This is a genomic window from Brevibacillus sp. MER 51 (genome assembly GCF_023714195.1).
Lineage (GTDB): Bacteria > Bacillota > Bacilli > Brevibacillales > Brevibacillaceae > Brevibacillus.
The window spans coordinates 724,804-742,865 of sequence record NZ_JAMAUS010000001.1 but is presented as its reverse complement, the minus strand read 5'-3'; the positions used below and the strand labels follow the sequence as shown (position 1 = coordinate 742,865).

Sequence of the window (18,062 nt, the reverse complement as noted above, 5' to 3'; positions counted from 1 at the left end):
GAAGTCTACGGATGCCCTGCTCTTTTTTCCTGGTAGTGGTTCAAATAGCGATCCAGCTCTTCTAGCCAATCCTGTACACTTTTATAAGGGGCGTCCATTTGTAACAAACGGCGAATCATCATGCGAATGGAAGGAGATAAAGAAAGCTCTTCTTCCCAGCTTTTTTCAGGTGCGTCTGGTTCCGATTCATATCCGGAATAGAGCAAAAATAAAAAGAAATGTCCCAAAGCGTACAAGTCACTGGAAGGAGCGACTTCTCGCTTCAATTGTTTTTCAGACGGGTAGGCGGAAAGAGCATCAGCCGTGTAGGTCGGGCGATCACCAACGAACCGAGCGAGGCCAAAATCAATCAGGTACGGCTTGTCCTCTTTCCAGATGACGTTGGGGATCCGTACGTCACGGTGAATCACGTTTTGTTCATGGAGGTAGGCCACGAGTTCCCCGATTTGGCGCATCCATTCGGCGCATTTTTTCTCGTCAGCCACGATGTTATGATCAAACAACATGTCTTCAAGTGTCGGACCTGCAATATAAGTCATGACCATAAACGAGTCTTGCCGATATGTGAAAGAATCCAGACAGCGAGGGATTTGCGGATGCGAGAGGGATATCAGCACCTTTTTTTCGTACGCTTGCATGGCTTCTCCTTTTGGCGTGTGACGCAGGCTTGGTTTCACTTGCTTCAGCACAACCTGATTACCTGTAGGGTTGTGCGTGGCGAGATAGGCAATCCCGTAGCTTCCCATCCCTAATACTTTTGTTATTTCATACTGTCCTGCCAGGTGGCCGGGCCGATATGGTTTATCGCGTATTGTTTCGTTCCACCATGACTTCATACGAGTCCACATTGTCTGATTTTCCCCTCCTCCTTTCATCTTATCATGATTTGAAAAAGCTGACCTTTTTTTCAATAGGTTTGCTATAATCAGTTCGTTACATGCAGACAGGAGCGAAGGGTATGAATTTTACAATTGACTGGTTATCCTTTTATCTGATGGAACAGCCTGAAGAAGAGGATGGCATAAAACAAGTGCGAATGACGCGCTATTTGGGCCATGATGAATATCAGAAGAGCGAGCTGAAAGATTTTCTCGATGGGGAATTCGCCCGGATTGCGAAAAGAAAAGTCGAGATGAATCCAAAGACAGAAGGCACGCCGACAAAACTGGGTCAATTTGTGTTGGAGCCTGGACATCCATTGGACTCGAACCCCAACTATGCCCTCTTGAATCGATTGTTGGCAGCGGAAACGCCAGGGGAGAGCAAGGAGCCCTGTCAGGAGTTGATTCAGTCGTATTTGCGAACCTCTCAGGTGAGAGGCGGGGTTATGATTGTAGTGCGGACGAGGCTCGATCTAATTGATGAGCGCTATGTCTTTATTTTAAAATGCGATTTCGAACAAAAAACAGCAGTCATCACAGATGAGAAGAGCCTCATATCGAATGTGCGCATGGCGATCAATGCCAAAAACATGAAATCGCTGATGTACCCGTATATGATCGAATCGGGGATGAATGATCCCTATCACGTGAAAATTCATCAATTCTCCCACGCACGGTATTTCGAGGAGTTTCTGCGTTTCATCGAGTATCCGCAAACGATGACGCAGATCGTCTCTGAAGAAGTCATTTCATTGGCGAGACAGCACATCGAATATACGTATCCTGAAGCATCCGAAGAGCGGGTACGGGAAGAGGAAGCCATTGAACTCATTGCCGCAAGTCCTAAGCGGGAGCTCGCAGAAAAATGGGAGCATGAGACCGTGATGGAAGCGATGCAAATTATTACAGATCGCCAACCAGAGGTCGAACTGAAGTTCAAGCTGGATCATATGCAGATCCGTACATTATTGGCCGATTACGGTACCAACCTGCATATCGCGAAAGTAAACGGGCGTTATTTGGTATTATTAGAAGGCGAGCAGCTACAGTTCGAGCGTGGCATGTCTCCTGTTGAGTTTTTAAAGCCAAAAGCGTTGACGGACATCGTGAAAGAAATCGAAGAGCGAAGCCAAAACGTTGCGTATACACCGATGAGCACGCCAACGGAGGACGACGATAATCCACCTTGGTAATAAATGATGAAGGGAGTGATGGAGTTGGATCGACAACTGAAAGTAACCGGCCAAGAGCCTAATATTTATCCGGTATTGCGCCATGCCTCGATGATCCACAAGTACCCGGAGAGGTGGGTTGTGAAGGAACATACAGCAGATACGTATGTACTGTACGCCCTAGATCAAGGGGAAGGCTACGCATTGATTGAGAAGCGGATGCTAGAGGAAGCAGGCTGGACGAGCGAGCAGCTTCATTCATACGCGATGGAAAACTTGCGAAAGCTCCCCTTTTCAGTAAAGTCACAAGAGGTAGGAGGTCAGCGCATCCATTTTATTAGTCCGACAGACGGCTATGCAGCAAGTCGAATTTTGCTGGATTCATTTCTGGCGGAGATGGATCAGAAAAAGCAAGGAGACGTGCTTGGTGTCGCGATTCCGCATCAGGATGTGCTGATTGTGGCGGATATGGCAGGAGAAGCTGGAGCGCATCTGTTAGCGCGTCTCACGTATGATTTTGCATCGAAAGGGCAAGTTCCGATTTCTGTCTTGCCTTTTTATTGGGAAGAAGGGGAACTGACCCCATTTCTCGTCGTGACGCACGACTCCGGTACGAAAATTGAAAGAAAGTAGAGCAAGCGCGGGAACAGGCTTCCCGCGTTTTCTATACTGTGCGAAAATCGGAGGAAACCCTCGAATGAATAATTTCATGATTGGTCAATATGGAGGCTTTGATCAGGGAAAATACGAACGAGATTTTAAGGAGGGCTTTTACGGAATCGAGGCATGCTTGTTTGATTCAGAGGAGGATATCCAACAACTACAGCGTGAATCTCAAGCAAAAGGATTTGCGATTGGTGTTCATTTTCCGCTGCGTGCAGGTCAGTCCGAGCTGCGGGATGCATTATTCATGGATGCTCATGATCAGACAAGAGCCGATGCATTTGAAAGGATAGAGAGGGAACTGGCGTTTATGTCATTCATTCAGCCAACCTATGTCTTATTCCATTATCCGAAGCCTGTCATTTTAGACGATCGCGTCGACTGGAATGTGTGGCGTTTTCATGATTGTCGAGATTATGTATGGGAGCAAGCATACTCGGAAGAAGAATTTCAATATCGTAGTGAGCAGGTCTTTGCGTGGTTGGCTGAGAAAGGCAAGGAGTATCACTTCACGCCAGTCCTTGAATTCGATGCGCTCAATCGATATGTGTATGAGACAGAATTTTTAGAGTCCTTGCTCCGGAAATATCCAACGATCAAGCTCTGTCTCGATACCGGCCGATTGTTCCTGCAAGAAAAAATCGACCCGTTTTTCAATGCGCGTGACGTCATTCAAACGTATACGAAATATGCGTGGAGCATTCATTTGAAGAGTATGAAGGTGACTGCTGACAAGGTTGAATTCGTTCACTTTCCCGTTCTTCCTGAATGTAAACCGGAAGAAGGGTGGGCTCCGATTGAAGACTACCTGACGATCATCAGAAAGGAGAACCCACATGTAAAGATTATGTTCGAGCATCGTTCCGACCTAGTAACAGACGGGCAACTGGAGCGTTGCTATCGTTGGGTAGAGCAACTCTTATCTGAACCTGATGAATCCACGTCCAGTAATAATTCAATATAGCGTCCGGCATCTTGAATGAGCCAGTACGGGTACCTGGGGCCGTGTATGTACAAGTCTGTGGCGGTCACGAGCATGGTCTTCACCCGTGTTTTATCGCCCATCATTTGCGCGCATACCCCCATCGTCATCCAAGGGTATAAATCACCAGTCTGAAACGTATCAAAATGCGGGAAAGCGTCTGTGATCCTTTGGTAAAGCAGCGAGGCCGTGTTGGCATCTGTCATGCTGTAGACAATCGGAAACGCTTGGGAAGTGACGTCCGGGTACCATTTTCGCCAGCCGGGGTACGTACGATCATACATGGCATACGATTTGCGAATTCGACTGTACATCCCACTGATACCGAGCTCACAGGCTTTCGCACGTGAAGCCGCTTCCTCGGCAGCATTCACATCACCGATTAACGAAAATAAATACGAAGCATCTGCCAGCCCCTTGGCCACCTCGCAATTGTCCATCAAATATTTAACCCGATACGAATGCTTTGCCCAAGTCAAACCGTCTTTCTGTTGAAGGCGGGCAACTGCTTGGAGTAGGGACAAGAGTGTAGCGTGGTTGGCATGCAGCCAATCTATACGCCCCGTTGCCCGTATCCATTCTGCAAGCAGGCTGAAATAAGTGGTGTGGTAGCTATCTTCGCTATCATTTGTGCCGGTATCGATTTCTCTGCCCTGTTCAAGACGAAAATCATTGATGTAGCCGTTCGCATTCAGGTTTTGCAAATACCAATCGAGATGACCGCGAACAGCCTCTACCTCCTTCATTCGGATGAGGGAAATAACACCCAGGTTGGTAAAGTAAGGATTGATTTGATCACGTTGGGGGCCGAGGCGAAAGGTACCGCTCGGCAATTGGCAGGATAGCAAAAAACTTGTTTGATTCAACGCCATTTCTTGCATCCATTTTTCCATGGGACTGATCTCCTCTCCAAGCTACGTGATTGCTGAGACGAGTTTGACTCCGTATTCGATCCATTGCAGTGAACGCACATAAGAATCACTGTCGATGGTTGGCAGTGAAGCGGGTTCTTTCACGACCTCGTGCCATTTTTCATCTCGAAACCAATCTACCCCATCTGCCGGATCGTGTCCATAATCAGCCCATGCATCTTGAAGACGTGGGCTGTATATCCGCGGACTTCCTTCTAGCAACTCATGTCCATCCAAGCGTAGTTGATACTCGCCTTCTGTGGTGGAAGGTGCATGATGAGGTGTGAACAAATGCGGCCAATAATCTGCTCGTGAGCCTGTATGAGGAATACGAGAGCAGTAGGACAGTATTTTCTCAAAGCGAAAACGCTCCCCAAACAATTGGTGGTACAACGTCTTTCCGACCTGAATGCGGTTTCTGACATCGGGAAAATGGTGAACATTCAACCCGATCAAGCTGAGTCGGCGGTCAGTAGGGTGCGCTTTATAAGGAATGAGCACTTGATTCATCGAGAGAGCAGATTGGGCGACGAAAGCAAACGAAGCAAAAATATGATTCAGGGTAAACGGCTTCTGTACGACACGCTGTTCGATATATTGCTGCTCATTGACGATGAGTGCATGTGTAAGGTTCGCACTGTCTTTGGATACGAGGAACTCTTGCCAATACGGTTGCATAAAGACTGAAACACCAAGTGGCGCCAAAAGGTTGGTTAAATCTGTCCCCGTTCGTTTCATCTCCGCATACAGAAGTAATTGCGGATAGGCATCGTGAAAAATCAGCCAGTTGCATCTTTCCAAAAACCAAAAAAACGGCTCGATTGCTTGTGCATCCATGATAAGCGGTAGCCATTCTCCTTTTAAATCGGTCATGTTCCACCCGCCATTTCGTGAGACCAGATGGGCCAATAATGCCCAGTGAACCTCTTGGTGCTCGAGATAAAAGGCGAGGTATGCTTGTGTGCGGGTCACATTGTTGCGATTGGCTTTGGCTGTTGCTTGTCTGATTTGAGCAACCAGGTGCTGCTCGGCTATTTTCGTTGCTGTCTTATCTGTCATCGGTATGGGTGCTCCTTGTTTTTTTCACATGGAAAAAAGCAGGTCTACTGGGCGACCCGCTTTTTATTCAACCAATCATTTCTAGTACGAGAAGCCGAACGAGTAGTTTTTCCTTGGCTTCCTCCCACGTATTCGCAAAAATGACAACGTGCTCCGATTGGAACTCCGTTTCCGCGACAAAAATCCCATCTTGTTCGTAGATATTCATAGATGATCGTCCTTTCTGCTGCCTTTCAAGCATTGTATGCTATCATGTAAGAGATGATGCATCCAGCATGCTGGAAAATCATGAGAAGGGTGGCACCAAATATGATAGTAAAAGTGACAAAAGAAGCTGTAGAACGCATAGCCAGTACGGACAAGCCCATTCGGATCAACGGTGAGCTAGTCGGTGGCTGCGGGATGAATGTAGAGTATGCGCTGTGGTGGGATACTCAAGGTCCAGAAGATGAAGTCTACCAGGTTGATTCTTTGACGTTTCTGATAGATCGCGAAACGATCACCTATATCGGGTCTGATGTGCTTACGATTGATTATCGTGCCCAGCAAGGCTTTCGCATGGTCACGCCACAACAAATTTTGGCCTATGGCCTTCAACTGAAAGAGCGCTGGACCTAATCACTTCGGGAGAAATTGCAAAATAAAGGCGAGAATCCCTGCTGCAATTAAAGGACCGACTGCAACACCGCGGAAAAAAGTGACACCAGCGATTGTCCCTAGCAGAAGGCCAGTCACGATCAATGGATTTTGGGTCATCAAGGCCGTTCCTTTTCCCGCCAGGTAAGCCACAAACATACCGATGGCGACAGCCAGTAACGAATGCCAATTCGTAAAAATCTCCAAGATGGACGAAGGATTGATCTTGCCGCTTGCCAACGGGGTCATGATGCCAATCGTCAATATAATAATCCCGAGCTGTAATCCATGCTGCTCGAGTAGAGGGAAATATCGGTCCAATGACAGGAGCCTCATTAAGAGGAGAATCGCAACTGCAATGGAGACGGTGGCGTTGTTGCCGACGACACCGAGCGCCAGTAATACCAAAAGGATGATAGAAATCCAGTCCATAAGCGGGTTGGCTCACTTTCGTTTTTTTTTAGTATATCCATATGCTTCGGCATGTGCCCGGGCAAGAAAAAAGAGATCGGCATGCACAAGAGTGCGAGTGCCGATCTCTTTTTTCTAGTCGAACCACAGTTCCAGCATTCCTACTGGAAAACCAGTCTGTTCATCCGAATCAGGGAAACGTCCCCAAGCAAAGACGCCGTTGAAATAGTCGATTGTAAATGGCTGATCATAATCAGGCACGCTGTATTTGCTGCCGATACGGAACTCACCCGTTCCTAAATAGTACGATTTCGCCATAAAGTACTTTTGTGTAATGATCGCAAGCTGTGAGTGATCACCAAGCTCCTTTTTCTCTTTCGCTTCTACGTGCAGGCGCTCCATTTCCTCCTGCAGCTCGGCGAGTGTCATCTGACTGTACAAACGCAACGGACTGCCCCCTTTCCATACAGGTATATTGTAGCAAAAGACAAGGGAAAAGGCGATGGATGCAGAATCCTCTAAGGAAACGAAAGGGGAGTCGTTTCGAAAATGACACGTTTTGATTTGCATGGAAAAAAAGCAATCATCACAGGTGCGGGCAGAGGAATTGGGAAGGCACTTGCGTTGGGAATCGCAGAAGCGGGTGCACAGGTTGCGGTGGTCTCGCGAACAGCTTCCGACTTGCAAGAGGTGGTATCGGAGATTGAAGCAAAAGGCGGACTGGCTGTTCCTGTCGAGGCTGACTTGACTGTGTCTGATGCAGCGGACCATGTTGTGAAGCAGGCAGTCGAAGGACTAGGGGGTGTTCATATCCTGATCAACAATGCAGGAATGAATATTCGCAAAAAAGCTCATGAGGTAACGGAAGAAGAGTGGGACAGGGTAGCGGATTTGAATTTGAAAGCAGCGTTTTTTATGAGTCAAGCTGCAGGCAAGATCATGTGCGAGCAGCGCTATGGAAGAATCGTCAATATTGCTTCGGTCGCAGGTGTAGTAGCACTTCGTACGGGTGTCGCGTATGGTGCCAGCAAAGCAGGGCTCATCCAGATGACGCGGGTGCTGGCATTAGAATGGAGCAAGTTTGGGGTCAACGTAAATGCGATCGCGCCGTGGTATTTCCGTACGCCATTAACAGAGAGCTTGCTTAGTGACGAAGCGTTCGTCCAAGAGGTATTGCAGAGAACGCCAAGTGGCCGCATCGGGGATGTCGAGGACTTGGTAGGGCCAGCGATTTTCTTGTCCTCTGATGCCGCTTCCTACATATCCGGTCAAACGCTTTCGGTTGATGGCGGTATGTCTATATACGGATTTTAATAAAAAAAGGGGCATTCCCACGTTGGGAATGCCTAATTATTGGGGGCGATTGAGAAAAAGAACGACTGATTGTTCTATGACTGGTTTGCTCTCACCCAAAACAGTCAATCAATCAAAGCTATTAGCGTAGGCATACTCAGATTGAATAATCGATCTAAACATGCTTACGTTAAAAAGTCATCCAAAGAAGATAATCGAACTTTTTCTCAATGCGTTGAAAAAGTGCTTACACCTACAACATAGCAAGCAAAAGTAAAACATCCATTAAATAAAAATAAAGTATTATTAAATCTTTTTCGGGAAGTAGCGCGTTAACGAGCAAAACGATGGTTACCGATCTCAACCGTTACAGGACGTGACCAAATCCACTTGGAAGTAGCCGTATCCGGGTTAAAGAAGTACAGGGAACCGTTGCTTGGATCCTTTCCATTGACCGCTTCCTGGACCGCTTTTCTCGTACTCTCATTTAATTTATGTGTCAAATTGCCGTCATGGACAGGCGAAAACGCATTGGGAGCATAAATAACCTCCCGTACCGTATTTGGAAAATCATCTGAAGCAACCCGATTCAATACAACGGCAGCAATCGCTACCTGTCCTTCATACGGTTCTCCCCGGCCTTCCGCATACACTAACCGGGCGAGCAGTTCCATATCCCTCTCCGAAACTTTCACTTTTCCATTCCGAACCACTTTTGGACGACTATCACGACTAACCTGCACAGACTTGCGTTTTACTGCTGCAGCAGATGTGGTTGGTGTCTTTTCCTTCTTCGAAACTTGTTCCGATGGCACCGTTGCACTATCGAGAACAGGGAGGATTTGTACTGGTTGTGGTGCCATTGCACTTGTCGGTGTGACAAATAAGCATAACAGCATCAAGCCAAAACTGTTCAAAAAGAAGAAAAAGCGCGTTGGCGCTTCTCGTGTCAACATGGTGTGAACCACTCCTTTTCGCTCTTTGCGTTTTGATTGCGGAAGCGAATCAGGTCTTTTGCAAGTCTAGCGGTCTGATCGGAATGGTTCAAGAGGTAATTGGTACCATAGAACTATTTACAAAATGATTCGATTCGTGAAAGTGTTTTCATAAACAGATGTTTCCTCGATAAAAAAAGCCACTTTCCTGTTGAGAAAGTGGCTTTCGTGTGCAGTTTGACGCTGCTCTTATTTTTCCGTAATCGTAATGGTTTTAATGGTAATTTTTTGCTCAGGAACACTTGGTTCACCCGTTTGTGGGTTTTTCTTTACCTTTGTTCCGGCAATTTTTTGCACGATATCCATGCCACCTGTGACTTTTCCAAAAATCGTGTAGTTCGGAGAGTTGTCCAATCCTGTCACGTCAGGTCCAGAACCAATGAAGAATTGGCTACCATTCGTGTTTTTACCGGAATTCGCCATGGCAACTACGCCTGGTTCGTATTTGTGACCATTTTTCAATTCGTCTTCAAACGTGTAGCCAGGGCCACCCATGCCATTACCCAATGGATCACCTGTTTGAATCATGAAGTCTTTCATAACGCGGTGGAACGTGATGCCGTCATAGAACTTGTCCTTTGCGAGGAAAACAAAGTTGTTGACAGCAATTGGAGCATCTTTTTCGAACAGATCGATCGTAATGTCTCCCATGGAAGTAGAAATTTTTGCTTGATAGTCCTTTGCTTTGTCAATCTGCATAGCCGGAGCCTTCTCGTATTTCTTCTCTCCGGTTGGACCCGGTGGGTTAGCTGGCTCTTTGGATGCTGGTTTCTCTGCTGGCGTAGTCGGCTGATTAGGAGCGGCTTCATTGCTTCCTGTAGAACAACCCGTAACCAAGGCGATTGCCGTCAGACATGCGAACAGAGTTGTCATCATCTTTCTCATCTTATGCACCTTCCTTTGTTTCATACTGTTGGGTGGTTCGGTTTCGAATTATAACACAAATAGTCGAGCTTTTGCCAATCCGCTAGTTTCCTTTCCAATCTCGCGTGGTATGATTGGGAGAAAAGGGTGATCAATGTGGCAGAGCGATTTGAGACCAAAACGGTACATATCGGACATGATCCTTTGCGGGTAAAGAGCAAAACGACACCGATTTTTCAAACCTCTGTTTTTGCCTTCGAAGGCTTGGAAGAAGTAGAAGCGTACTACGTCGGCGAAGGAGAATATTTGTACACCCGAAATGGCAATCCGAACCAAGCTGAGCTGGCTCATGCTATCGCTGTATTAGAAGGTGCAGAAGCAGGTGTCAGTGCTGCCTCCGGTATGGGAGCGATCATGGCTGGTTTACTTGCCGTTCTTTCCCCTGGGGATCACGTGCTGGCTTCCCATGAAATTTATGGCGGTACCTACGCTCTTCTGCACAAGGAGCTGTCGCGATTTGGGATCGAGCTTGAGTGCATCCAGCTTGGTCGAATGACAAAGCTTGCTGATCATGTTCGACCAACGACGCGGCTGTTTTTCGTGGAGACTATCACCAATCCGCTATTGACTGTGGTAGATCTACCTTACTGGATCAAGGAAGCAAAAAGTCTTGGCTTAACCGTCATGGTGGATAATACGTTCGCGACTCCGTATTTGGTACAACCCGTATCATTTGGAGCAGATCTCGTGGTACATAGTGGAACCAAATACATTGGGGGACATAGCGATGTGACGTCAGGTGTTCTGGTTGGATCACAGGCGACGATCAAGCGTGCCACTGAGATCGTAGCCAATTACGGTGCATCGCTCAGTCCTTTTGAGGCCTGGTTGACATCGCGCGGTTTGAAAACATTGGCAGTGAGAATGGAGCGTCAATGCGATAATGCCAGCCAGATCGCTGCGTTTCTTCGTGATCATCCTGCAGTTGGACGAGTGTATTACCCAAGTCCTACAGATACCTTCTTTTTTTCAATGCAAAAACAGGGAGCAATGGTATCCTTTGTTCTGGCAGAAGAGACGAAGATTTACGACTTTTACCGGGCGCTTGACTGGATCAAGCTGGCTCCATCTCTTGCAGGTGTGGAGACGAGTGTATCTCATCCAGTTACGACGTCCCACCGTGCTTTTTCTGAAGAGCAGCGCAAGGAAACGGGAATCACGATGGGACTGGTACGGTTATCGGTCGGAATTGAAGCTGTTCAAGACATTCAGATAGCATTAGATGCCGCATTAGGGAAATAATTCAAAAAACTTTGCCACATTATGAAACTTTCTTCCTAAGTAATACGTATTACTTAGTTAGAGTAGTCTCAGAATGCAGTGGAGAAAGTCCATTCTGAGAACATGCTTCAGTCTGGAAGAAACCGAGGAAAACGCAAATGGGAATGGCTATGAAGCAACCGTCGGGGCCATCATCCGGAGATTATTATGAATCTCGTCCATTTACGGAACTGTATGACGAATATTTTGATCGCGTCAACCGGTATTTACGATGCCGGGTTCAAAGTACGTGGGATGCCGATGATTTGACCACCGTGGTCTTTTTAAAAGCACTAGAAAAATTCGAGCAATATAGCAGAACAAGTCCATTCGCATCATGGATTTTTCGTATTGCTCACAATACATATGTGGATTTTATGCGAAAAAACAGGGAGTTACCTGTTGACCAGGAAGATTTTCTAGGAGCAGAACCGGATGACACATGGCAGCCGGAGCGACAGGCGCTGACGAATGAAGAGATTCGTCTGCTTCGTGATCGTCTGGACTTGTTGTCTCAGGATCAACGTGACGTGTTGATGCTCCGGTATTTTGCTGACCTTAAAATCAGTCAGGTAGCTGAGGTGCTCGGCAAAACAGAATCGAGTATCAAAATGATTTCTTATCGCGGATTACAAAAACTTCAGAAGATGTATGAGAGGGGGGACTCCGAATGAGAGAAGAGGAGAAACACCCCCAGGATCATCAATCGGATGATCAGACCGTAACCCAACTCCTAGCCCATTTGAAGCAGATGCGCGGATCGGTTCCGGTCAATTATCAGCTAAAATCAGACCTGAAAAAGCAATTGCTCCAGAAAATGAGAGATCTCGAGGCCAAACAGACAAAGGCTCCAAATGCCGCACCCAAAAAGCTTGGGAAGTTAGTTTGGAGCGGAATCGCTGCTGCTGCGCTCACCCTTGCCATAGGCGGATTTGTGTGGTGGAACAATACCTCTCTTGCCGTTCGAGAGCATGAAGTCCTTAAATTGCCAGCACAAGCAGCCGTGGAGCTTGTTGACATTGATCGCAAAGCCACTCAGCTAGCTTATATCAATAACAATACAGAGCTGAAAACCATTCCAATCGACGAGGAATTAAAGCCAGTCACGATCAAATTGCCGCCAACAGAAGGCAAATACACCGGGGTAGCATGGTCTAATTCTGGAAAGCAAATCGCTGTCGTCGAGCAGGATAAAAAATTATCGCGGATATGGATTGTGGAGATGCCGACGGCTTACAGCATGGGAAGCAGCCGATTGCTGAAGGAAGAAGAAGGAGTATTATACGCTTCACCAAGCTGGTCTGAACATGATGATTCGCTTGCCTTTACCCGCTCGAAAAATGGCGTCGAAGAAATTTGGGTGAGCAGCACAGTTTCGTTCCAAGAATGGAAGCTTGTAGAAGGCTCTCAGCCTGAATGGTCGCCAGATGGAAGCTTGCTTGCCTTCAATAAAGCAGGTGAAGTACAGCTGATGGAAATGCGAACGGGGAAAGTTACCCCGCTTGCAGTGGGACAGTGGGCATCGTGGAGCTCCGATACGAGATTGACCTATACACACCCAAACGGAACGCTGATGGAAGTAAACGTGGGTGTAGAGCCTTTTGTGACACGCGAGCTACCATTGCGAAACCAGTCATCTGAAGAGCTGATCAAAGGAAACTGGGCAAACCAAGGTAAGCACTTACTGCTTATCTCACGCCATGATCAGCTGCAACAACTGGTTATCTCTTTGGCGTCACGAAAATGAGCGGAGGAACAAGCATGAGATGGAAATGGATGTTAATCTTTGTCATCACATGGCTTAGCTTTTCGATACGCCCAGCTATGGCAGAGAGCAACATAGACATACAATTCGAAATACCTTTAAGTGGGATCGTCAAATATGAATCATGGATGAGACTAAACGTTAAGGTAACCAGCCAGGAACAGAATTTCACAGGGGCCGTAGAGTTATCGCAGCGACAAGTCAAAAAAAATAATGAATTTAAGCTTCGGCGTCCAATAAAACTCGAGCAAGGAAAGAGCACAACCGTTTACTTTGATATGCCTTCCCAAATATTGCTCGATGATTGGTACGTCCAGGTAACGCAAAACGGTCAAGTTCTCAAAAGTGAAAAGCTGCGAATCTCATATCCAACAGACGGCCGCACCATTGGGGTGATTAGTGAGGAGGGCAATGCGTTTCACTTCCTTGCCGTCAATCAGTCACAATCCAAAATGAATCGCCCCTTGTCCGTACAAAATCTCACGGAACAAATGTTGCCTGACCAATCGTGGATTTACGAAAACATAGACATGTTAGCGCTGGCAGGCAATAGCGGCTCCACAATAAATGATCAACAGATGGCAGCGATCAAGGAGTGGATCCAGCTGGGAGGGATCGTGGTTGTTTCGGCAGGTCCCAATCAAGATGGGATGATCCAGCGGTTTGCTGATATTCTCCCTGTGGAAGCCGGAAAAGCCGGTAATATTGATCTGCAGCAAGCACTTAGTGAGTATGACATTGCAAAAGTCGCGCCAAATGGCAGTATCGGTGTATACAACCGTGACATGCCCTTATTTGTGTCAAAATCGTACGGCAGAGGGTTGCTGCTATTTGTCAACTATGATGTGACAGCAGAGCCGTTGGCATCGTGGCAGTTCAATCCACAACTGTGGCAGAATGCAATGACCCAGCATGGCGCCAAGAAGATTTTTGAAGAGAAGCCTTTTATGGATCAAATGACCCGGCCTTTTCTTGATTTGAGCAAGAAGATTCCTGAAGTACAAACGCCTCCGCCGATCTGGATGGTGGCGTTGTGGGGCGGATATGTAATTGTACTCGCACCATTGACATACTTCGTTCTAAAAAGAATGAGAAAACCTGAATGGGCGTGGGGAGTCATCCCAGCAGGAGGAATTTTCTTGACCGTTGCTATATTCGCGGTTGGAAAGCCTGCTGTTGTGAAAACGAGTACCAGCTATGCCGTAACCAAGATCGACATATTAGATGAGTCACTGGCTCATGTTCGCTCAGCCACTACGTTTTTAGGGGTGGATCAGAACGAATACGATGTTCAGCTCGAACCTTCGATCGCTGCCCTGCCTTTGACAGTCGGGCGAAATGATTATCGACCAGAGGGGTTAATGGTTGGTGAAGAGGTTCTCTCTTTCCGTAATCTCCCCTATTTGACACCGAAACAAGCAATTGCTATCGGCGTAAAGCACGACATGGGGGCTTTTGATGCTTCCTTGCGAATTAATGAAAATCGGCTGCAAGGGAAAGTGAAAAACAATACAGAGTTTGCTTACGATCAAACTTATATTGAAATTGGTTTTCAACGAATTCCGCTTGGGCCATTGAAAAAGGGCGAAGAAAAGCAGGTTGACAGTGTGCTTGAACCCCTGTTTATGCCAAGAAAACCAAAGGCAACAAACGAATTGCAAACAATAGAAGAACGAATCAAGGAAATGCAGGAAAGAGTCGTTGATTATGAAGAGGGGAATCAGGTAAGTATCATCGGTACAACGAAAGAGCCTCTTCCTCTGATGACAATGCAGGTGCCTCACCAAGCGAATTACTGGAATGTCATTCAGCAGTCTATTCAATTCCAGCCGAATGAACAAGGTCTAGTGACTTTTCCTTATGGTTTGCTAGATGCCGAAATGTATGAAGTGGTAGGAGACTTCGACAATACCGGATACATTTGGCAGCTTGGAAAGGGTAGCATTACATTTGAGCTGCGGTCAGACAAAGCTGCCATCAATATGAAGCGGATAACGGTACCATTGAATCACAGTTCATTCAAGCCTTTTAGAATCGAATACTTCCACCAAAAGAGCGGTAGGTGGATACCTGTTGAACGCGGGACGAGACTTGTCCTCGATAATGAACTCCAGCAAGTCTTGACGCCAAATCAATCGTTGTTGCTTCGTTTTTCCCACAATGGAACGTCGCGATTAGCTCTACCAGAGCCAATTTTCCAGGTAGAGGGGGTGCGGAAATGGTAATTGAAACCGTTCATTTAGGAAAAAGATATGGCAATTTGCAAGCGTTGACGGATTTGAACCTTTCCATTGAGCCAGGAAAGGTGTTCGGTTTCATTGGTCCAAATGGCGCCGGAAAATCTACCACGATGCTCATCTTGTCCACCCTTTTGGAACAGAGTGAAGGGGAAGCCTTTGTCTGTGGCTACAATGTACGAAAAGACCCTGCAAGTGTGCGCCAGTCTGTTGGCTACATGCCCGATTTTTTTGGTGTATATGACAATTTGACAGCGGTGGAGTATTTGGAGTTTTATGCTGGAGCTTACAAAATCCCTGCCTCGAAAAGACGGGCACTCGTCGGTGATCTTTTAGAACTGGTGAATTTGTCTCACAAAGCAGACGCTTTCGTCGATTCTTTGTCTCGAGGCATGCAACAGCGGCTGGGGTTAGCGCGTTGTCTCGTACATGATCCGGCCGTGCTGATTTTGGATGAACCCGCATCAGGACTGGACCCGCGAGCTCGTATCGAGCTGCGCGAAATTATGAAACAGCTACGCGAAATGGGCAAGACGATTATTATCAGCTCCCATGTTTTGCCGGAGCTAGCTGAGCTGTGTGATGATATTGGTGTCATTGAAAAAGGCAGATTAATTGCGTATGGGTCTGTGCATGAGGTCAGCAATCGGGATACAGGGCAAAGCAGGATGCAACTGAGAGCCCTTCGGAATTTGGACAAAGCCGGACTTCTATTAGCGAGCTCTCCGTATGTCCATCAATTGACAGACTATATGGGAGGCTTTCGCTTCTACTTTCAAGGGACGGAGCAACAAAAAGCTGAATTGCTTCAAGAACTGCTGGATGAGCAGGTCGCAGTCGTCTACTATGGCGATTCCAAGAAAGATTTAGAAGACGTCTTCTTAGCGATTACGGAAGGAGTCGGTATGGAGTGAGCGACTTCTTGTTCAATCCACTTTTGGTAAAAGAAATGCGGGAAAGATTCCGCTCGAGAAAGACCATGCTCATATTAGCGATTTACTTATTTGTCATGGGGGGAATACCGATGGGCTTTTTGCTCATGGACCCCCTGAAGGCCGAATCGTTAGGGGATAACCGGGATCTGTTTCTGATATCTGCGGGGATACACTACGCGATGGTTTGCTTTGTGGCACCTGCCCTGACTGCTGGAGCGATCAGTGGGGAGAGAGAACGCCAGACCTTGCATATTTTGCTGACGACCCAATTGTCGACGCGCACGATTATTTTGAGCAAGCTCATTACGTCTTTGGCGTTCTCCACGCTGCTTTTGATTGCCTCGATGCCTTTGTACAGTATCGTAATGCTGTACGGGAGCGTCTCCCCGGAACAAATGGCCCAACTCGTCCTTTTTCTCGCGGTGAATATGTTTTTTCTCGGGTCGTTGGGATTGTTCTGCTCCACTTGGATTAAACGAACGTCGATTTCGACGGTCACCACATACGGCATTGCCTTCTTTTTTGTAGTAGGTACTGGCTTGTTGTTCTTTTTTATCGGGGAGTCCTTGCAACAGGCGCATCCGGAACGGTACATCAATTCCAATGTTTGGAGCATGTATGAGCTACAGATGCTGGCAGGGATGAACCCTATTATCGTGTTGTTCGATATTTTAGGCGAGTCTTTCGATCAATCCGATGACATCACTTTTGCACCGTGGTTGTTTTTCTCATGTGTGTACTTCGTTCTTTCCTTTATCCTCATCATCTGGAGCGCTTATTTGTTAAAACCAATTCGCCGAAAATGGTGGAGTTGGAAGAAACGACCTGTTCGTGTACAATGAAAAAGGTGCATGGGAAAAGGGAGGTTTTTATGTGAGCGATCAACAAGTGCAGATCATTGATTTTGAAGAGCTGCTTCGTGCGATTGAGAGTCGTCTGGCATCTGCCGGGATGTACGTCAAACGTGAAGCGATCGTGACGATTCTTCAGGCAGAAGAAGCGTTTTTGCTTGAAAAAGGTGTTCTTCAAGAGTATAGTGAGTAATCAGCTAACAACCTGCCTTACGTGGTAGGTTGTTTTTCATGGACAGGCAAGGCACAGAGTTATTCGCCTGTTTGCTTCTCCCGGAAAAAAACGGTATGATGGAACAGAATACGAATATCTGCATAAGGACGTGAACACATTGACAGAAGAGAACAAAGACCTCGAGTTGGGCGATATCATTACATTGGACGATGAAAATGGTGAACCGTTGGGGGATTTCGAAGTATTGGCTATGTTCGACCTGAACGGTAAAGAATATATTGCCTTGGCTGAAGCTGTGGAAGATGAAGAAAGTGAAGAAGATGAAGAAGTAGATATCTTCGTATTCCAAGTGGACGGCGGCGAAATGGTACCATTGGAAGAAGATGAGGAAAGCACTGTTTACGCGAAACTGAACGAAGTGCTGGAAGGCATCGAACTCATTAAAGAAGACAAGTAATCCCGGTAAGAATGAAACAAGCCACTGCTGGCGTTAGAAACCGAGCAGTGGCTTTTTCTTGCGGTTGATCAATCATTCATTTTAATAATGTTATCCTTAAGGTCTCGTACAACGAGTAGGCATGTATAGTCGGTTTCTTGCAGCTCCCGAACCAAAGCCGAGCACTCATCTTTCGTAAGACCAAGCTTTTCGAGGCGCTGACGGAGTTCTTTACCGCCATTGTCAAAGTAATGCGCCATGCTGTCAATGTGACCGACGGCACTTTCAAAGTGGGTGCTGTATTTATAAAAATTGTTTCGTTGATTGGAGTGATTTTTATCTGGATTCCATTTCAAAACCCAGATGTCATCACTGTTGTATCCGGCGGAATTTAGCGCATGAACGTCAGAAGCTAGCTCAGCATCATACTTGTGGAATTTGACAAACGGCTTGGTAGCACTGATCAAATGTAGTCC

22 protein-coding genes are annotated in these 18,062 nt (G+C 46.8%); 13 read left to right on the top strand and 9 right to left on the bottom strand.

Annotation, left to right across the window (positions count from 1 at the left end):
* Positions 1-5: 5 nt before the first annotated feature.
* A complete protein-coding gene (locus tag M3630_RS02775; RefSeq protein WP_251251145.1) occupies positions 6-848 on the bottom strand; it encodes a serine/threonine protein kinase in 843 nt (280 codons plus the stop codon).
* Between the two features lie 110 nt (positions 849-958).
* Here M3630_RS02775 and M3630_RS02770 point away from each other — a divergent pair, with 110 nt between their 5' ends.
* From M3630_RS02770 to M3630_RS02760, 3 genes are all read left to right on the top strand, one after another.
* Positions 959-2,074 carry a DUF3900 domain-containing protein gene (locus M3630_RS02770; RefSeq protein WP_172142372.1) on the top strand — a complete coding sequence of 372 codons (1,116 nt, stop codon included), beginning with the start codon at positions 959-961 and terminating at the stop codon, positions 2,072-2,074.
* Positions 2,075-2,092: 18 nt separating this feature from the next.
* Positions 2,093-2,686, top strand: a complete 594-nt coding sequence (locus M3630_RS02765; RefSeq protein WP_251251144.1) for a DUF1444 family protein — start codon at positions 2,093-2,095, stop codon at positions 2,684-2,686.
* 64 nt (positions 2,687-2,750) lie between these two features.
* Entirely contained in the window at positions 2,751-3,680 is a 930-nt protein-coding gene (locus M3630_RS02760) for an apurinic/apyrimidinic endonuclease family protein (protein ID WP_251251143.1), read from the top strand.
* Here M3630_RS02760 and M3630_RS02755 read toward each other — a convergent pair.
* The 3 genes from M3630_RS02755 to M3630_RS02745 form a co-directional block, all read right to left on the bottom strand.
* Positions 3,614-4,591, bottom strand: coding sequence for a hypothetical protein (locus M3630_RS02755; protein WP_251251142.1), 978 nt, complete (start codon positions 4,589-4,591; stop codon positions 3,614-3,616). The two genes, M3630_RS02760 and M3630_RS02755, sit on opposite strands and share 67 nt — an antisense overlap.
* Positions 4,592-4,612: 21 nt before the next feature.
* On the bottom strand, positions 4,613-5,668 hold the full coding sequence (locus M3630_RS02750) for a DUF2515 family protein (protein ID WP_251251141.1): 1,056 nt from the start codon (positions 5,666-5,668) through the stop codon (positions 4,613-4,615).
* A 67-nt stretch (positions 5,669-5,735) separates the two neighbouring features.
* Positions 5,736-5,876, bottom strand: coding sequence for a hypothetical protein (locus M3630_RS02745; protein ID WP_007718846.1), 141 nt, complete (start codon positions 5,874-5,876; stop codon positions 5,736-5,738).
* A 101-nt stretch (positions 5,877-5,977) separates the two neighbouring features.
* Here M3630_RS02745 and M3630_RS02740 point away from each other — a divergent pair, with 101 nt between their 5' ends.
* Positions 5,978-6,286, top strand: coding sequence for an iron-sulfur cluster biosynthesis family protein (locus M3630_RS02740; RefSeq protein ID WP_251251140.1), 309 nt, complete (start codon positions 5,978-5,980; stop codon positions 6,284-6,286).
* Here the strand turns inward: M3630_RS02740 and M3630_RS02735 are convergent, their stop codons facing one another.
* Together M3630_RS02735 and M3630_RS02730 are read right to left on the bottom strand one after the other, a co-directional pair.
* Positions 6,287-6,736 (bottom strand): DUF441 domain-containing protein, encoded by a 450-nt coding sequence (locus M3630_RS02735; protein ID WP_251251139.1) that lies wholly within the window; start codon positions 6,734-6,736, stop codon positions 6,287-6,289. It abuts the gene before it with no gap.
* A 114-nt stretch (positions 6,737-6,850) separates the two neighbouring features.
* Complete coding sequence (locus tag M3630_RS02730; protein ID WP_047067608.1) at positions 6,851-7,162, bottom strand: YfhH family protein; 312 nt, start codon at positions 7,160-7,162, stop codon at positions 6,851-6,853.
* A gap of 102 nt (positions 7,163-7,264) precedes the next feature.
* Here M3630_RS02730 and M3630_RS02725 point away from each other — a divergent pair, with 102 nt between their 5' ends.
* On the top strand, positions 7,265-8,029 hold the full coding sequence (locus M3630_RS02725) for an SDR family NAD(P)-dependent oxidoreductase (RefSeq protein WP_251251138.1): 765 nt from the start codon (positions 7,265-7,267) through the stop codon (positions 8,027-8,029).
* Between the two features lie 311 nt (positions 8,030-8,340).
* Here the strand turns inward: M3630_RS02725 and M3630_RS02720 are convergent, their stop codons facing one another.
* On the bottom strand, positions 8,341-8,964 hold the full coding sequence (locus M3630_RS02720) for a cell wall hydrolase (protein ID WP_251251137.1): 624 nt from the start codon (positions 8,962-8,964) through the stop codon (positions 8,341-8,343).
* A gap of 228 nt (positions 8,965-9,192) precedes the next feature.
* Complete coding sequence (locus M3630_RS02715) at positions 9,193-9,888, bottom strand: peptidylprolyl isomerase (RefSeq protein ID WP_251251136.1); 696 nt, start codon at positions 9,886-9,888, stop codon at positions 9,193-9,195.
* 126 nt (positions 9,889-10,014) lie between these two features.
* Here M3630_RS02715 and M3630_RS02710 point away from each other — a divergent pair, with 126 nt between their 5' ends.
* The 8 genes from M3630_RS02710 (at position 10,015) to M3630_RS02675 (ending at position 17,607) form a co-directional block, all read left to right on the top strand.
* Positions 10,015-11,169 carry a trans-sulfuration enzyme family protein gene (locus M3630_RS02710; protein WP_251251135.1) on the top strand — a complete coding sequence of 385 codons (1,155 nt, stop codon included), beginning with the start codon at positions 10,015-10,017 and terminating at the stop codon, positions 11,167-11,169.
* A gap of 137 nt (positions 11,170-11,306) precedes the next feature.
* Complete coding sequence (locus M3630_RS02705; protein WP_047067599.1) at positions 11,307-11,861, top strand: RNA polymerase sigma factor; 555 nt, start codon at positions 11,307-11,309, stop codon at positions 11,859-11,861.
* Positions 11,858-12,934 carry a TolB family protein gene (locus M3630_RS02700; RefSeq protein WP_251251134.1) on the top strand — a complete coding sequence of 359 codons (1,077 nt, stop codon included), beginning with the start codon at positions 11,858-11,860 and terminating at the stop codon, positions 12,932-12,934. Before M3630_RS02705 ends, M3630_RS02700 begins: the two co-directional genes overlap by 4 nt.
* Before the next feature lie 14 nt (positions 12,935-12,948).
* Complete coding sequence (locus M3630_RS02695) at positions 12,949-15,177, top strand: hypothetical protein (RefSeq protein WP_173607878.1); 2,229 nt, start codon at positions 12,949-12,951, stop codon at positions 15,175-15,177.
* A complete protein-coding gene (locus M3630_RS02690) occupies positions 15,171-16,103 on the top strand; it encodes an ABC transporter ATP-binding protein (protein WP_173607877.1) in 933 nt (310 codons plus the stop codon). The genes M3630_RS02695 and M3630_RS02690 overlap by 7 nt, the downstream gene beginning before the upstream one ends.
* Positions 16,100-16,966 carry an ABC transporter permease gene (locus M3630_RS02685; RefSeq protein WP_251251133.1) on the top strand — a complete coding sequence of 289 codons (867 nt, stop codon included), beginning with the start codon at positions 16,100-16,102 and terminating at the stop codon, positions 16,964-16,966. The genes M3630_RS02690 and M3630_RS02685 overlap by 4 nt, the downstream gene beginning before the upstream one ends.
* Positions 16,956-17,168 carry a hypothetical protein gene (locus M3630_RS02680; protein WP_251251132.1) on the top strand — a complete coding sequence of 71 codons (213 nt, stop codon included), beginning with the start codon at positions 16,956-16,958 and terminating at the stop codon, positions 17,166-17,168. Before M3630_RS02685 ends, M3630_RS02680 begins: the two co-directional genes overlap by 11 nt.
* A 139-nt stretch (positions 17,169-17,307) precedes the next feature.
* Positions 17,308-17,607 carry a DUF1292 domain-containing protein gene (locus M3630_RS02675; protein WP_007718819.1) on the top strand — a complete coding sequence of 100 codons (300 nt, stop codon included), beginning with the start codon at positions 17,308-17,310 and terminating at the stop codon, positions 17,605-17,607.
* A 68-nt stretch (positions 17,608-17,675) separates the two neighbouring features.
* Here the strand turns inward: M3630_RS02675 and M3630_RS02670 are convergent, their stop codons facing one another.
* Entirely contained in the window at positions 17,676-18,053 is a 378-nt protein-coding gene (locus tag M3630_RS02670; protein ID WP_251251131.1) for a YflT domain-containing protein, read from the bottom strand.
* Positions 18,054-18,062 lie beyond the last annotated feature (9 nt).

Excerpts from the sequence above, each read along its gene's own strand:
- M3630_RS02775 (WP_251251145.1), bottom strand. The coding sequence starts at position 848 with ATGTGGACTCGTATGAAGTCATGGTGGAACGAAACAATACGCGATAAA.
- M3630_RS02770 (WP_172142372.1), top strand. The coding sequence starts at position 959 with ATGAATTTTACAATTGACTGGTTATCCTTTTATCTGATGGAACAGCCT.
- M3630_RS02765 (WP_251251144.1), top strand. The coding sequence starts at position 2,093 with ATGGAGTTGGATCGACAACTGAAAGTAACCGGCCAAGAGCCTAATATT.
- M3630_RS02760 (WP_251251143.1), top strand. The coding sequence starts at position 2,751 with ATGAATAATTTCATGATTGGTCAATATGGAGGCTTTGATCAGGGAAAA.
- M3630_RS02755 (WP_251251142.1), bottom strand. The coding sequence starts at position 4,591 with ATGGAAAAATGGATGCAAGAAATGGCGTTGAATCAAACAAGTTTTTTG.
- M3630_RS02750 (WP_251251141.1), bottom strand. The coding sequence starts at position 5,668 with ATGACAGATAAGACAGCAACGAAAATAGCCGAGCAGCACCTGGTTGCT.
- M3630_RS02745 (WP_007718846.1), bottom strand. The coding sequence starts at position 5,876 with ATGAATATCTACGAACAAGATGGGATTTTTGTCGCGGAAACGGAGTTC.
- M3630_RS02740 (WP_251251140.1), top strand. The coding sequence starts at position 5,978 with ATGATAGTAAAAGTGACAAAAGAAGCTGTAGAACGCATAGCCAGTACG.
- M3630_RS02735 (WP_251251139.1), bottom strand. The coding sequence starts at position 6,736 with ATGGACTGGATTTCTATCATCCTTTTGGTATTACTGGCGCTCGGTGTC.
- M3630_RS02725 (WP_251251138.1), top strand. The coding sequence starts at position 7,265 with ATGACACGTTTTGATTTGCATGGAAAAAAAGCAATCATCACAGGTGCG.
- M3630_RS02720 (WP_251251137.1), bottom strand. The coding sequence starts at position 8,964 with ATGTTGACACGAGAAGCGCCAACGCGCTTTTTCTTCTTTTTGAACAGT.
- M3630_RS02715 (WP_251251136.1), bottom strand. The coding sequence starts at position 9,888 with ATGAGAAAGATGATGACAACTCTGTTCGCATGTCTGACGGCAATCGCC.
- M3630_RS02705 (WP_047067599.1), top strand. The coding sequence starts at position 11,307 with ATGGGAATGGCTATGAAGCAACCGTCGGGGCCATCATCCGGAGATTAT.
- M3630_RS02700 (WP_251251134.1), top strand. The coding sequence starts at position 11,858 with ATGAGAGAAGAGGAGAAACACCCCCAGGATCATCAATCGGATGATCAG.
- M3630_RS02695 (WP_173607878.1), top strand. The coding sequence starts at position 12,949 with ATGAGATGGAAATGGATGTTAATCTTTGTCATCACATGGCTTAGCTTT.
- M3630_RS02690 (WP_173607877.1), top strand. The coding sequence starts at position 15,171 with ATGGTAATTGAAACCGTTCATTTAGGAAAAAGATATGGCAATTTGCAA.